This is a genomic window from Alteraurantiacibacter buctensis, assembly GCF_009827655.1.
In the GTDB taxonomy this organism is placed as follows: domain Bacteria; phylum Pseudomonadota; class Alphaproteobacteria; order Sphingomonadales; family Sphingomonadaceae; genus Alteraurantiacibacter; species Alteraurantiacibacter buctensis.
On the sequence record NZ_WTYV01000008.1, the window covers coordinates 77683 to 91819 of the forward strand.

Here is a 14137-nt window from a genome sequence, read left to right on the forward strand (position 1 = left end):
GCCAAACCTCAATTGAGGGATTGCCAGTGCCGTCCGTCAGTGCGGGCAGGACGAGGGTGAGGGCATGATCGACAAGAAAGTTACCAATTGCGCCACTGCCGTACGTGCCGTCAACGACGGGGCAGCGGTGATGATCGGCGGCTTCGGCACGGCGGGCAGCCCGGACGAGCTGATCGACGCGCTGATCGAGCATGGCGCACGCGACCTGACGATCATCAGCAACAATGCCGGCAACGGCGATGCCGGGATCGCCGCGCTGATCCGCGAGGGGCGGGTGCGCAAGATCGTCTGTTCCTTCCCCCGGCAGCCCGACAGCCACCATTTCGATGCCGCCTGGCGTGCCGGAGCAATCGAGCTGGAACTGGTGCCACAAGGCAACCTTGCTGCGCGCATCCAGGCGGCTGGTGCGGGGCTGGGGGCGATCTTCACCCCCACGGGCTTTGGCACCCTGCTGGCTGAGGGCAAGGAAACCCGCCGGATCGACGGGCGCGACTATGTGCTGGAATACCCGATCCATGCCGACGTAGCGCTGATCAAGGCCTACCGGGGCGATCGCTGGGGCAACCTGGTCTATCGCAAGACTGCACGCAATTTCGGCCCGATCATGGCGATGGCTGCAAAGCACGCCATCGCCCAGGTGAGCGAGGTGGTGGAACTGGGCGCGCTGGATCCCGAATGCGTGGTGACGCCCGGCATCTTCGTGCAGGCCGTGGTTCCGGTCACCTCCACCCAGCGGCAGGGGCTTGCGGCATGAACGACCTTCCCCGCCTGACCCGCCAGCAGCTTGCCGCACGCGTGGCGCAGGACATCCCCGAAGGGGCTTACGTCAACCTCGGCATCGGTCTGCCCACGCTGATCGCCAACTACCTGCCGCCGGAAAAGGATGTGATCCTGCAGAGCGAGAACGGCCTCATCGGCATGGGCCCCGCGCCGGCACCCGGCGAAGAGGATTGGGAACTGATCAATGCCGGCAAGCAGGCGGTAACGCTGCGGACCGGCGGGGCCTTTTTCCATCATGCCGACAGCTTTGCGATGATGCGCGGCGGGCATATCGACATTTGCGTGCTGGGGGCCTTCCAGGTGAGCGTGACGGGCGATCTGGCCAACTGGCACACCGGGGAGCCGGATGCGATTCCCGCCGTGGGCGGGGCGATGGACCTGGCCATCGGGGCCAAGCGCACCTTCGTGATGATGGACCTGCTGACGCGCTCGGGCGAGAGCAAGCTGGTGGAGCACTGCACCTATCCGCTCACCGGCATCGGCTGCGTCTCGCGGCTCTATTCGGACCTGGCAGTGATCGACCTGTCACCCGCCGGGGCGCGGGTGGTCGAACTGGCTCCCGGCGTAACCATCGACGACCTGCGCCGCGTGACCGGCGTGACGCTGGGAGAGGGGTAAAATGGCCGAAGCTTTCATCTGCGATGCCATCCGCAGCCCCATCGGGCGCTATGGCGGCTTGCTGGCATCCATTCGGGCCGATGACCTTGGCGCGCTGCCGCTGAAGGCGCTGCTGGCGCGCAACCCCTCCCTCGATCCGGGGCCGATCGAGGAGGTGTTCTACGGCTGCGCCAACCAGTCGGGCGAAGACAACCGCAACGTGGCACGCATGAGCCTGCTGCTGGCGGGCCTGCGGCCGCAGGTGCCCGGCGTCACGATCAACCGCCTCTGCGCCAGCGGCCTTGAGGCTGTCGGCCAGGCCGCGCGCGCGGTGCGGCTGGGCGAGATGGACCTGGCTATCGCGGGCGGGGTGGAAAGCATGACCCGCGCCCCCTTCGTGATGGGCAAGGCCGACGGGGCTTTCGGCCGCGGGCAGAAACTGGAAGACACCACGATGGGGTGGCGCTTCGTCAATCCGGCGCTGGATGCGCTCTATGGCACCGAACCCATGCCGCGCACCGGCGAGAACGTGGCGCAGGATCATGGCATCAGCCGCGCGGACCAGGATGCCTTTGCGTGGCGCAGCCAGCAAAGGGCAGCTGCCGCGCAGGCCAGCGGCTGGTTCGCGGGCGAGATCGTGGCGGTGGAGGTGCCTGGCCGCAAGCGCGGCGAAACAGTGCTGTTCGACACCGACGAGCACCCTCGCGCCGATACCACTCTGGACAGGCTTGCCGCGCTCAAGCCGCTCTTCGGCCCAACCGGCACGGTCACTGCCGGCAATGCTTCGGGCATCAACGATGGCGCTGCGGCCATGCTGATCGCCAGCGAGGCAGCGGCAAAGGCCCACGGCCTGACCCCGCGTGCCCGCATCATCGGCATGGCGGCGGCGGGGGTGGAACCGCGCGTGATGGGCCTGGGGCCCGTGCCCGCCGTACAGAAGCTGCTTTCCCGGCTGGACCTCACCATCGACCGGTTCGACGCGATCGAACTGAACGAGGCTTTCGCCAGCCAGGCGCTCGCCGTGTTGCGCGCCCTGGGCGTGGCTGACGATGCGCCGCACGTGAACGCACATGGCGGAGCGATTGCGCTGGGCCATCCGCTGGGCATGTCCGGTGCGCGGCTGGCCTTGACGCTGGTGCGGCAACTGGAGGCCAGCGGCGGGCGCTATGGCCTGGCCACGCTGTGTGTGGGCGTGGGCATGGGACTGGCGCTGGCGGTGGAGCGGGTCTGACCTCGGCCTCACCGTGGCGCATCTTTCGTGCATTGCCGGGGCGGCTTCTTGCAGGACGCTAAGGCCTCCGCTGGGGCCAATTGCGGCATTCACGCGGATCGGGTCGCCACAGAACCCGCGCGGAGCGGAGGGGATCACATGGCTGCACCTGCACCCGACAACGACGTTACCGTACCAGGCTGGACCCCCAGCTATGAATGGAAGGCTGTCCTGCTGCTGACGCTGGGCTTTGGCCTGGTGGGGCTGGACCGCTGGATCATCGCCCCGTTAGCTCCGGCCATGATCGGCGACCTGGGGATGACCCCGCAGGACGTGAACAACCTGGTGGCGGTGCTGGGCGTGGCCTGGGGTGTCTCCGCAGTGCTGATGGGCGGCCTCAGCGACCGGATCGGGCGCCGACGCGTGCTGATCCCGTCGATCGTGTTCTTCAGCCTGATGTCTGGCTTTTCAGGCATGGCGACCGGCTTCCTGGCGCTGTTTGCCGTGCGCGCGATGATGGGGGTGGCCGAAGGGGCCTTCTGCCCCACCAGTTTTGCCGCCACGGCCGAGGCATCGAAGCCCAGCCGGCGCGGCTTTAACCAGGGGTTGCAGCAGGCCACCTTTGCCCTGTTCGGCCTGGGTTTCGGCCCGATCATCGCCACCCAGTTGCTGCAGCACGTGGGCTGGCGCGAGGTTTTCCTGCTGGTGGCCATACCCGGCCTGATCGTAGCCTTGCTGTTGTGGCTGGTGATCCGCGAGCCCCGCTTCATTGCCGAAAAGGCGGCCCGGGCGGCAGATGCCGAACCGGTGCCGGCCGCCTCGCTGGGCGAACTGTTCGCCCATCGCAACGTGGGCCTGGGAATGGCCAGCCTGCTGTGCGCCATGTGCGGCATCTTCGTGCTCAGCGCCAATATCCCGCTCTACCTGACCGAGAGCCTGGGCCTGTCGCCGACCGACATGGGCCTGGTCACCTCCGCCATCGGTTTTGGCGGTTTTGCCGGCCAGTGGGGCCTGCCCGCGCTGTCCGACATCTTCGGACGGCGCCCTATGGCCGTCGCCGGGTTTGTGCTGGGGGCGGTGTTCCTTTGGTTCTTCATGCAGGTGGGGGCGGAGCCGGGCATGCTGTTCGTGCTGCTGTTCCTCAGCTGCGCCTTCAGCTTCGGCCTGCTGGCACTGATCACCGGGCCGATCGCCACCGAGGCCGCCCCTCCCGGTCGCATCTCGACCACGGCGGGGATCATCATCGGCAGCGGTGAGATCTTCGGTGGCGGCCTGGCGCTGGTGGTGGCGGGCGCCGTGATTGCGGCCTACGGTATCGATTCGATGCTGTACCTGGCGCTGGGCGGCTTGCTGGCAGGGTGCGTGCTGACTCCGTTCCTGCGCGAAACCGCGCCGCGCCGGACGGGCCGCTGAACAAGGAGGGCAGGGAGGGGCCATGCAGCCATTCGACTATACCGCGCTGCCCGGCCGGGTGATCTTCGGTTCCGGCACGATTGCCCGGGTGCCGGGTGCCCTGGCAGACCTTGGCGGCAAGCGCGCCCTGGTGCTCACCACCCCGCAACAGGCCGCTGCGGGCGAGCAGATGCTGGCCCTGCTGGGCGCTGCCGGGGCAGGGCTGTTCAGCGGCGCGACGATGCATACCCCGGTGGAGGTGACCGAGCAGGCGCTTTCCCATGCCAGGCAGGTTGGGGCGGACAGCGTGGTGGCGGTGGGGGGCGGCTCCACCACCGGCCTTGGCAAGGCCCTGGCCCTGCGTACCGGACTGCCGCAGGTCGTGGTGCCCACCACCTATGCCGGGTCCGAAGCGACGCCGATCCTGGGGCAGACCGAAAACGGGGTGAAGACCACGCAGAAGGGGCCGGAAATCCTGCCCGAGGTCATCGTCTATGACGTGGACCTGACGCTCAGCCTGCCGCCCGCGCTGACCGTTACCAGCGGGATCAACGCGATCGCCCATGCCGTGGAGGGGTTGTACTCGAAGGATGCCAACCCGGTCATCTCGCTGGTGGCGGAGGACGGCATCCGCGCGCTCGTTTCCGCCATCCCGCGGATCGTGGCCGATCCGTGCAACGTGGAGGCGCGCTCGGACGCGCTCTATGGCGCCTGGGCCTGCGGCGTCACGCTGGGAGTCATGGGGATGAGCCTGCACCACAAGCTGTGCCACACGCTGGGCGGCACCTTCGACCTGCCGCATGCCGAAACGCACACGGTGATCCTGCCGCATGCAATGGCCTACAACGCCGCTGCCGCTCCCGAGGCGCTGGCCCGGGTGGCCCGCGCGATGGGCGTGGCCGATGCACCGCAAGGGATGTGGGACCTGGCGAAGCGGCTGGGTGCGCCCATGACCCTGGCCGAGGTGGGCATGCCCCGCGAAGGGCTGGAGCGTGCCTTGCAACTGGCGCTCGCCAATCCATACTGGAACCCCGCGCCGCTGGAGGAAACCCGGCTGCGCCAACTGCTCGAGGCAGCCTACGAGGGCCGCCCGCCGCTGGGAGAGTGAGAGAGATGACCCAACAGGCCTGCACCGATCACACCGCCGCCTGCCGCAAGGCCTATGCCGGCACGCCCGACGCGCGGATGAAGCAGATCAACGACGCATTGGTGCGCCACCTCCACGCATTCGTGGCCGAGGTGGAACCGACCCGCGAGGAATGGATGGCCGGCGTGCAATTCCTTGCCGCCGTGGGCCAGAGCCCGAATGGCGCGCTGGAGGAATTCATCCTGCTGTCCGATGTGCTGGGCGTGTCCATGCTGGTCGAGACGATCAACGACAGCCCCTATGACGACACCACGCAAGGCACTGTGCTGGGGCCGTTCTTCATCGACAACATGCCGCTGGCCGAGCAAGGCGCCGATATCGCGGCCGGTCGTACCGAGGGGGCAACCCCGCTGGCCATCGACATAGCTATCGTCGACCGGCAGGGCCAACCGATCCCGCTCGCGCAGGTCGATATCTGGCAAAGCGCGGCCGACGGGCTGTACGACGTGCAGCGCGGCCTGCCCGAAGGCGAGTTCGAACTGCGCGCCCGCTTCAAGGCGGATGGGGAGGGCCGGGTCCGCTGCCGCTCGGTCATGCCGATTCCCTACCAGGTGCCGACTAACGGCCCAGTGGGCGATCTGCTGCGGGTCAGCCAGCGCCATCCATGGCGTCCGGCGCACGTCCATTTCCGCATCGCCGCCGATGGCCACCCACCGCTTACCACGCACCTGTTCCCCACCGGCGATCCCTACCTGGGCGGCGATGCCGTGTTCGGGGTGAAACCGGCGCTGGTGATCGACATGCCGGAAGCAGGGGGCGGCCGAACGCTCAGCTACACCTTCGTGCTCGAATAGGGCGTGAGCGACAATTTCGCCCCTCGCCAAATGCGAATCTATATTATAATATCGGGTCTCGCAGTCGACCCGAAGCGACGCGGGAGAGGATCATATGGGCCAGGCACTCCTGGGGAGCGAATTCCGCGTGCGGGATACGCACGGCATCCTGATGCGGCCGGAGCACCGCATTCGCGACCGGTCTGACGGGCTGGGGTGGCAGTCGCTCTACGCCTCTGTCCAACACGAGGCCCCTTACGAAGCCAGCTTCAACGCGGTGGAGGATCACCTGATGATTCTGCACCTCAATGGCCCGGTGGCCGTGGAACGGCGGCTGGGGGCCAAGGTGGAACGGCGCGTGGTGCCGCCGGGAGGCCTGTTCATCCTGCCCGGCGGCCTGGATTTCGGGGTGCGGCTCGAAGGCGAGCTGGACACGCTGCACATCTACCTGCGCAACCAGATCGTGCGCGAGGTGGCCGGCGAACTGGGCATCGAGGATGACGACCTGGCCCTGCGCCCCAGCCTGGGCGAGCCGGACCCGCTGGCCGAAAGCCTCGCCCTGGCAGTGCGCGAGGCGATGTGCGATGCGACCCCCGGCACCTCTGTCTATGTCGACTATCTCAGCCGCGTGCTGGCTGCCCGCCTGCTGCGCCGCTATTCATGGCGCGCCGTGCCGGAAATGGGCGAATGCGGCGGCCTGACCCGCATCCAGATGGCGCTGGTGGAGGATTTCATCGAGGAGCACCTGTGTTCCTCGCTGTCGCTGGATGACCTGGCGCGGGCCTGCGACCTCAGCCCCAGCTATTTCGCCCGCCGGTTCAAGGTGAGCATGGGCATGCCGCCGCACCAGTACCTGATCCGCAAGCGGGTGGACCGGGCCAAGCGGCTGCTGCGCGGCACCACGCCGATCGTGGAAGTGGCACTGGACTGTGGCTTCTCGCACCAGGAACACCTGACCAACGTGTTCCGCCGTGCCACCGGGCAGACGCCCGCTGCCTATCGCCGCGCGGTTCAATTCTGAAGCGACGCGCAAAATTTGCAGGGCGATGTGCGGCATCGTGCAGGATTGGCCGCCGCGATTGGCCAATGATGCCTGCCAACAACAGCGCCGGACCAAGCCGGCGCACTGGCCGCGGCGGTGATCCTTGTCGGCCCTGGGAGGTGGAAACATGGGACAGTACCAGACCCGGTTCGGCAGCATGGCCGACTATGCCAAGGGCGGGGTGGCGATCATCAACGATGATCCCAAGAACTATGTCTTTTCCAACGTGTTCGAGGTGGCCGAAAAGTCCGCCCCTTGGGAACGCGTGGCCGTGGCCAAGAACTTCGAATACGTGATCGAGGCTGCGCGGGCGGAAGGAACCAGCCCCTGGTACGCCTGCGCCCACGACGAATTCGTGCTGGTGATGGACGGGCAGGTGGAAGTGCACTTGTTGAAGCCCGCCACGCCGCTGGTCGATGCGGGCCAACAGGGCGCAGTTGAACTCGCTGACATGCCCGATGGAGCCAAGATGGGCCGCCTGGTGCTCGAACGCGGCCACCAGGGCCTGCTGCCCGCCGGCAGCGCCTATCGCCTGCACGCCGACAACGTCTCGTGCGTGCTCATCCAGACCATCGCAGGCCCGGTGACCGTCCAGAAGTGGGCGGACATCTGCCAGTCCTGATTACCCAGCCGGAAGGAACCAAGACCATGGCCATCCTGGAATCTGCCACCGCTGCTGCCGCTGCCAAACCGCTGTCGGACAATGTCGTCACCCATGCCGAAGTAGGGCCGATCGACAATGCCACCGGCTATCGCACTTTCACCGCCGGAGACTTCCACTTCCGCCGCGACGAGTATTTCGCGCGCATCACCTGGCCCGCCGGTGGCAGCCACGTGGCCCCGATCGACGCCTTCCTGCGCGCTCTGATGCGCGATGTGGCCTGGGGTTTCTTCTACGGCACGGTCAACTTCGATGACGTGGTGGGCACGGTGAACCACTATGGCGAGGTGACGCTGTTCGCCGGCACCTACAACGATGCCTACCGCGATGCGGGCCGCGATTTCAGCCAGCGCTTTCCCAGCGAGGTGCTGGGCCCGCTGTTCAAGGAAATGATCACCGACTGGACCAATGCCGGTTACGATCCCTTTGCCGCACCGATGGAAACGGGCGTGCCGTGGGGGGCGAAAAACGGCAGCAACCTAGAGGCGGTCAACCGCGTGCGCGTGGCCGCCCGGCGCATGGTCGGCCTGCCGGGCGATACGCCGGTGCGGACCGACGACAACGGCTTTCCGGTCAACCGCATGTTCGCCGATGTCGACCAGCGCCAGCCGCTGGTGGAGGCCGAGCCCGGCTTCGAGGGCGAGGTAAGCGCCTATAACCTGTTCGGCTATCTCTCGCGCTCCGACGTGACGTGGAACCCCTCGGTCTGCTCGGTGGTGGGCGAAAGCCTATTCTGCCCGACCTCGGAGGAATTCAGCCTGCCGGTCGATCACGGCAACGACCGCTGCGAATGGTTCATCACCCTGTCGGACGAGATCGTGTGGGACATTCGCGACAAGGTGACCGGCCGCCCGCGCGCCAAGCTGGTGGCGAAGGCGGGCGACGTCTCGTGCATGCCGGCGGACATCCGCCACAAGGGCTATGCCGACAAGCGCGCCATGCTGCTGGTGTGGGAAAACGCCTCCAACCGCATCCCCGAAATGATCGCGGCGGGCGAGGCCCCCAACGTCTCGGTCACCTGGTAACATCGCCATGCGCTATGCCCCGATCGATCCTGCCGCGCTGAAGACCCGCCTGTTCATCGGCGGGCAGTGGGTCGATGGCGTGCGCGGGCAGGAAATCGCCGTGGAGAATCCCTTCACCGGGGAGACCATCTGCCACATTGCCGAGGCGACGGCGCAGGACGTGGATCTGGCCGTGGCCGCCGCGCAGGCCGCGGCACCTGGATGGGCGCGGCTGGCGGCGCATGAGCGTGGCCGCCTGCTGCTGAAGCTGGCCGACGCAATCGAGGCCGATACCGAATACCTGGCGCGGCTGGAAGCGACCGACACCGGCCACCCGATCCGCGATTGCCTGAGCCTGGACGTGCCGCGCACCGTGCTGTGCTTCCGCTACTTCGGCGGCATGGCCGACAAGTTCGAAGGCAGCGTGATCCCGGTCGACGCGGGCTTCCTCAACTACGTCCAGCGCGAGCCGATCGGCGTAGTCGGCCAGATCGTGCCGTGGAACTTCCCGCTGATGTTTGTCAGCTGGAAGCTGGGTCCGGCGCTGGCGGCGGGCAATACAGTGGTGATGAAGCCCAGCGAGATCACCCCGCTATCCACCCTGCGCGTGGCCGAGCTGGCGCAGGCCGTGGGCATCCCCGATGGCGTGATCAACATTGTGCCGGGTTACGGCCACACCGCCGGGCAGGCGATTGCCGAACATCCCGGCATTGGCAAGGTCAGCTTTACCGGATCGACCAACGTAGGGCGCGAGATTGTCAAGGCTTCGGCCGGCAACCTCAAGAAGGTGCAGCTCGAACTGGGCGGCAAGGGGCCGAACATCGTGTTCGACGATGCCGTGCTGCCCGCAGCCATCGGCGGCACCGCCTTCGGCATCTTCCACAACCAGGGGCAGGCCTGCATCGCCGCCAGCCGCCTGATCGTGCACGAGAATGTGGCCGACGAGTTTCTCGACAAATTCACCGCGCTGGCCCGCTCGATCCGGCTGGGCGATCCGCTGGACAGCGAGACGGAAATGGGCCCGCTGACCAGCCGGGTCCATCACGAGCGGGTGATGGCCTACGTCCAGGTGGCAAGGGACGATGGCGGCACAATCCTCTCCGGCGGCCAGCGCCCGGCCGATCCGGCACTGGCGCAAGGCTATTTCGTGGAACCCACCATCGTGCGCGCCGACCGCAAGGCCCGCGTCCAGAACGAGGAAGTGTTCGGCCCCTTCATGTCGGTAACCACCTTTGCCGACGAGGAGGAGGCCATCGCCATCGCCAACGGCACTGCCTATGGCCTCGGTGCCGGCCTGTGGACCCAGAACCTTTCCCGCGCCCACCGCGTGGCAAATGCGATCCATGCCGGGATGGTGTGGGTCAATTCCTACAAGCGTGTGCATCCCGCCTCGCCCTTCGGCGGCTTCGGCCAGTCCGGCTATGGCCGCGAGATGGGGTTCGAGGCGATGCGCGAATACACCCAGCCCAAGTCTGTATGGATCAATGTCGATGCCCAGTTGCCGCCGTTCTACCGGCGCTAGGTGCCGTTCTGCTGCAAGCGGTGCAGGGCGGTCAGGCGATCGCGATGCAGCCCTGCGCGTCCACAATGACCGGCACCAGGGGCAGCGTCGTGCCCTCGGCGGCGCCGCTGCGGCAGACCCCGCTCTCGCGGTCGAACAGGGCCAGGTGCTGGCGGCACATGATGTGCGCGCCGTCCCTGGTCAGGAACTGGCCGGGCCGCACGTTCAGCGGAAGCGAGTAGTGCGGGCAGCGGTTGACGAAGGCGCGCACCCCGCCATCCGGCAGGGCGATCACGAACAGGCGGAAGGCGGCAAGCCCCTGGCCGAAAACGAATTCGCGCCCGCCATCGCCCACCTCTGCCAACAGGCCCAGCGTCGTGCCGGGGGCAGGGGCGTTGGGCAGGTTCTGCCAGTCATGCATTCTGGGGGCGGTCCTCGGGCCGGGTCATTCGCCGCACTGACGCGCCGCCAGCAGAAATCATCAGCCGCGCAGGCCGGGCAGGGGAGAAGCTGACCATGAACTTCGCCACCGCAGTCACCGCAGAACGGGTCCAGCCCGTCGCCATCACCGCGCGCGAGAGGGATGACCTGATCCGCAGCCTGCGCCGTTTTACCCGCGATGCCGACGTGGCCGAGGACTGTTTCCAGTCGGCCTTTGTCCGGCTGGAGGAATATCGCCGCACGCAGGAGGTACAGTCCGATGTCCGCTTCCTGGCCCGGGCCGCGCGCAACATCGCCATCGACGAGGCCCGCAAGCGCCGCGTGCGGTCCGACATGGCCCCCGACGTGCGCAGCATGATCGAGGACACACATGGCACGCAACTGCCGGCGGATGAGGTTTTGGTGGTGCGTGAACGTCTCAACCGGGCGCGCGAAGTGCTGGATGCTCTGCCCGAGCGCACGCGGACGATCTTCCTGATGCACCGGTTCACCCGGACCAAGTATCGCGAGATCGCCGAGCAATTTGGTGTGAGCGTAAGCGCGGTCGAAAAGCACATTGCAAAGGCCGCGCAAGCCCTGGCGAGAAGTGTTGAACACGAGAACGAAGGAACCGGGCGATGACCGCGACGCACCCTCACGCGAGGCGGCGGTCTGGTTCGCGCGCCTGCGTTCCGGACAAGGCGACAGCCCGGCCTTTGGTGCCTGGCTGGACCGGGACTGCGCCAACGCACGCGCCTTTGCCCGCGTGCTCGACGGATGGGACATCGTCGGCGGGCTGGCACCGCTCTACCCGCAGTTTGCGCCGGCTGATCCTGCTGCTGTGTCTTCCCCTGGCAGGCCTCGGCGCGAACCCGGCCTGGGCGCAGAGTGACATCGTCGGCGAATGGGAGCACCGCCAGCACGAGGACCGCAACGAGCGCGGGGCGGGCCCCGACATCGGCGAATACGAAGGGCTGCCGATCAACGGGGCCGCCCGCTACCATGCCGAGCGGTGGAGCCCGTCGTTGTGGACCGTGCCCGAGCACCAGTGCATCCCGCATCCGGCCGATTACGGCCCCAACTTTTCCAGCGTGCGCATCTGGAAGGACGTGAACCCGCTGACGCAAGAAGTGGTGGCCTATCACACCAACATTGCCTGGAATAACCCGGTCCGCACGATCTGGATGGACGGCCGTCCGCATCCGCCGGCCAATGCCCTGCACACCTGGGAAGGATTCTCGACCGGCCGCTGGGACGGCGACCGGCTGGTGGTGACCACCACCCATATGAAGCCTGCCTACCTGCGGCGTAACGGCTTGCCCCGCAGCGAAACGGCGGTCTTGACCGAATACTTCATCCGTACCGGCGATTTCCTTACGTGGGTCAGCGTGATCGTGGATCCGGTCTACCTGACCGAGCCGATCATCCGCAGTCGCGATTTCCATCTCAACCCCGGCTACCAGGTGGAGCTCTACCCCTGCTCGATCGATGTCGAGGTGCCACGCCCGGCTGGCGAGGTGCCGAGCTATGTCGATGGCAACCCCGACATCAGGCAATATGCCGAGGAATACGCGCTGCCGTGGGAAGCAGTGCAGGGCGGGGCGGCCACCATGTACCCCGAATTTATCGCCACAATGGGCCAGGTGGCCCCGGCGCAGGAGGGCGGCGAATGATCGGCTCGCGATGGTTCTTTGGCAGCGTCCTGGCCCTGGCCATGCCACTGGCTGCCCAGGCGCAGGTGATCGGGGTGCCGTACGACGACGGCCAGCGCCTGCCGCCGCAAGCGCCGGTATTGCCGCCCCCGCCGCTGCCGGTTCTGGAGGGTTCGCCCTACGTCATCTATCCTGTCCGTGGCGGGACCTTCATGATTTCCGGCCCCTCGGCCAATGTGCTGGTTCAGGTGGGGCTGGACGGCGTGCTGGTGGTGGACACCGGCCCGGCCGGGGATGCCGCCGGCCTGCTGCGCGAAATCCGCCGCCTCAGCCCCCGGCCGATCCGCTATATTCTGAACACGAACGCCGATGCCGATCACGTGGGCGGCAATGTCGGCCTGTCGGGCATTGGCCAGGATATCGGCAGCGGTAACGAGCGGCCCGATGGAGTGCAGGGCTATGGCGCCACCCCTACGCTGGCGCACGAGCAGGTGATGTTCCGCCTGCTGGAGGAAGGGGCCAGCGAGGGGCTGCCCACGCTGACCTATTTCGTGGCCCAGAAGGACATCTTCTTCAATGGCGAGCCGGTCTCGCTGATTTATGCACCCGGCCATACCGGTGGGGATTCGCTGGTGATGCTGCGGCGGAGCGACGTGATCGCTGCGGGCGACATCTACACGCCCGATCGCTACCCCGAGCTGGCGCTGGACAAGGGCGGCTCGATCGCTGCCTATCTGGCATCGCTCAACCACCTGATTGCGCTGACAATTCCGGAATTCAACCAGCAGGGTGGCACCTTCGTGGTGCCCGGCCACGGCCGCCTGAGCGACGAGGGCGACATCCAGGACTATCGTGACATGGTGACCTTCATCCATGACCGGGTGAAGGCGATGGTGGACCGCGGGATGAGTCTGGAGCAGGTGCAGGCGGCACGCCCCTCGCAGGACTATGACGTGCGCTACAGCCGTGAGGCGGGGGACCGGTTCGTGGCCCAGATCTACACCAGCCTGACCCAGCCGCCACTGGCCGATGAAGCCACGCTGGAGGTGCCCGAATGAGCCGCAAGGGTCTTTTCGCCACCACGCTGGCCCTTCTGGCGCTGGCAGCGGCCAGCCCTGCTGCCGCGCAGCGCGGGGCACCACCGCCGCCGGCTTCGGCCCGCGAAGGCGCGCCGGTCGACCTGACCGGGCAGTGGGTTGCTGTGGTCACCGAGGACTGGCGCTGGCGCATGGTCACCCCGCCGGTGGGCGATACCGCCAGCGTGCCGCTGACTGCCGCCGGCCTCGCTGCGGCGCAGGCGTGGGACCTGGCAGCGGACAATGCGGCGGGCGAACAGTGCCGTGCATTCGGCGCGGGCGGCATCATGCGCATGCCGGGCCGCCTGCGGATCGGCTGGCAGGACGACAACACGCTGAAGGTGGAGACCGACCGGGGCCAGCAGACGCGCCTGCTCCGCTTCATTGCCACCGGCCGGCAGAACCTGCTGCCGCAACTGGATGACCCGCTGGACGCCCCTGAAGCGCCGAGCTGGCAAGGGCATACCAGGGCCCAGTGGTTCCACCAGGCGCAGTCGCGCGGGCTGGGCTTTGGCGGCCCGCCGCCCTCGCCGGGGGGATCGCTGCGCGCCTTCACGCAGAACCTGCGGCCCGGATACCTGCGGCTGAACGGTGTGCCCTACAGCGGTAACGCCACGGTGACCGAACACTTCAACCTGTTCGAGGCCGGCGGCACGACGTGGCTGGTGGTGACCACGATCGTCGAGGACCCGGAAAACCTGATGCAGCCCTTCGTGACCAGCAGCAACTTCCGCAAGGAGGCCGATGCCAGCCGTTGGGCGCCAACGCCCTGCTACACGGCGCCTCCCGCCGCAATTCATCGCGAAGGGGAATGACGTTCAGGGCGAATTCATTCGCATAGCGACAAAATAGTATGCATATTCTAGTTTTGGTGAGAGGCTG

16 protein-coding genes are annotated in these 14137 nt (G+C 67.2%); 15 read left to right on the forward strand and 1 reads right to left on the reverse strand.

All coding sequences use genetic code 11. The features are described 5' to 3' along the window. Positions 1-64 precede the first annotated feature (64 nt). The 10 genes from GRI99_RS16550 to GRI99_RS16595 all read left to right on the forward strand — a co-directional run bounded on the left by GRI99_RS16550 (position 65) and on the right by GRI99_RS16595 (position 10128). On the forward strand, positions 65-754 hold the full coding sequence (locus GRI99_RS16550) for a 3-oxoacid CoA-transferase subunit A (RefSeq protein ID WP_160773178.1): 690 nt from the start codon (positions 65-67) through the stop codon (positions 752-754). After that, positions 751-1398, forward strand: a complete 648-nt coding sequence (locus tag GRI99_RS16555; RefSeq protein WP_160773179.1) for a 3-oxoacid CoA-transferase subunit B — start codon at positions 751-753, stop codon at positions 1396-1398. Before GRI99_RS16550 ends, GRI99_RS16555 begins: the two co-directional genes overlap by 4 nt. A 1-nt stretch (position 1399) precedes the next feature. Further along, positions 1400-2608: a 3-oxoadipyl-CoA thiolase gene (gene pcaF, locus GRI99_RS16560; protein ID WP_160773180.1), complete on the forward strand. Its 1209-nt coding sequence runs from the start codon at positions 1400-1402 to the stop codon at positions 2606-2608. Between the two features lie 138 nt (positions 2609-2746). Beyond that, a complete protein-coding gene (locus GRI99_RS16565) occupies positions 2747-4000 on the forward strand; it encodes an MFS transporter (protein WP_160773181.1) in 1254 nt (417 codons plus the stop codon). Between the two features lie 22 nt (positions 4001-4022). Further along, positions 4023-5087, forward strand: coding sequence for a maleylacetate reductase (locus GRI99_RS16570; RefSeq protein WP_160773182.1), 1065 nt, complete (start codon positions 4023-4025; stop codon positions 5085-5087). 5 nt (positions 5088-5092) lie between these two features. After that, positions 5093-5920 carry a dioxygenase family protein gene (locus GRI99_RS16575; RefSeq protein ID WP_160773183.1) on the forward strand — a complete coding sequence of 276 codons (828 nt, stop codon included), beginning with the start codon at positions 5093-5095 and terminating at the stop codon, positions 5918-5920. Positions 5921-6014: 94 nt separating this feature from the next. Then, positions 6015-6920 carry a helix-turn-helix transcriptional regulator gene (locus tag GRI99_RS16580; RefSeq protein ID WP_160773184.1) on the forward strand — a complete coding sequence of 302 codons (906 nt, stop codon included), beginning with the start codon at positions 6015-6017 and terminating at the stop codon, positions 6918-6920. 148 nt (positions 6921-7068) lie between these two features. Continuing rightward, the gene (locus GRI99_RS16585) at positions 7069-7563 is read left to right on the forward strand and encodes a cupin domain-containing protein (RefSeq protein ID WP_160773185.1); all 495 of its coding nucleotides are present in this window, start codon (positions 7069-7071) and stop codon (positions 7561-7563) included. A 26-nt stretch (positions 7564-7589) separates the two neighbouring features. Then, complete coding sequence (locus GRI99_RS16590) at positions 7590-8627, forward strand: hydroxyquinol 1,2-dioxygenase (protein WP_160773186.1); 1038 nt, start codon at positions 7590-7592, stop codon at positions 8625-8627. A 7-nt stretch (positions 8628-8634) separates the two neighbouring features. Then, complete coding sequence (locus GRI99_RS16595) at positions 8635-10128, forward strand: aldehyde dehydrogenase family protein (RefSeq protein WP_202393153.1); 1494 nt, start codon at positions 8635-8637, stop codon at positions 10126-10128. 31 nt (positions 10129-10159) lie between these two features. Here the strand turns inward: GRI99_RS16595 and GRI99_RS16600 are convergent, their stop codons facing one another. Further along, positions 10160-10528, reverse strand: a complete 369-nt coding sequence (locus GRI99_RS16600) for a Rieske (2Fe-2S) protein (RefSeq protein WP_160773187.1) — start codon at positions 10526-10528, stop codon at positions 10160-10162. Positions 10529-10623: 95 nt separating this feature from the next. Here GRI99_RS16600 and GRI99_RS16605 point away from each other — a divergent pair, with 95 nt between their 5' ends. From GRI99_RS16605 to GRI99_RS16625, 5 genes are read left to right on the forward strand one after another with little or no spacing between them, the layout of a single operon-like run. Continuing rightward, positions 10624-11169, forward strand: a complete 546-nt coding sequence (locus tag GRI99_RS16605; protein WP_160773188.1) for an RNA polymerase sigma factor — start codon at positions 10624-10626, stop codon at positions 11167-11169. Next, positions 11138-11419, forward strand: a complete 282-nt coding sequence (locus GRI99_RS16610) for a FecR/PupR family sigma factor regulator (protein WP_160773189.1) — start codon at positions 11138-11140, stop codon at positions 11417-11419. The genes GRI99_RS16605 and GRI99_RS16610 overlap by 32 nt, the downstream gene beginning before the upstream one ends. Continuing rightward, positions 11346-12200 (forward strand): hypothetical protein, encoded by an 855-nt coding sequence (locus tag GRI99_RS16615; RefSeq protein ID WP_160773190.1) that lies wholly within the window; start codon positions 11346-11348, stop codon positions 12198-12200. Before GRI99_RS16610 ends, GRI99_RS16615 begins: the two co-directional genes overlap by 74 nt. Next, positions 12197-13237 (forward strand): MBL fold metallo-hydrolase, encoded by a 1041-nt coding sequence (locus GRI99_RS16620; protein ID WP_160773191.1) that lies wholly within the window; start codon positions 12197-12199, stop codon positions 13235-13237. Before GRI99_RS16615 ends, GRI99_RS16620 begins: the two co-directional genes overlap by 4 nt. After that, a complete protein-coding gene (locus GRI99_RS16625; protein ID WP_160773192.1) occupies positions 13234-14070 on the forward strand; it encodes a hypothetical protein in 837 nt (278 codons plus the stop codon). The genes GRI99_RS16620 and GRI99_RS16625 overlap by 4 nt, the downstream gene beginning before the upstream one ends. The last annotated feature ends 67 nt before the right edge of the window (positions 14071-14137 follow it).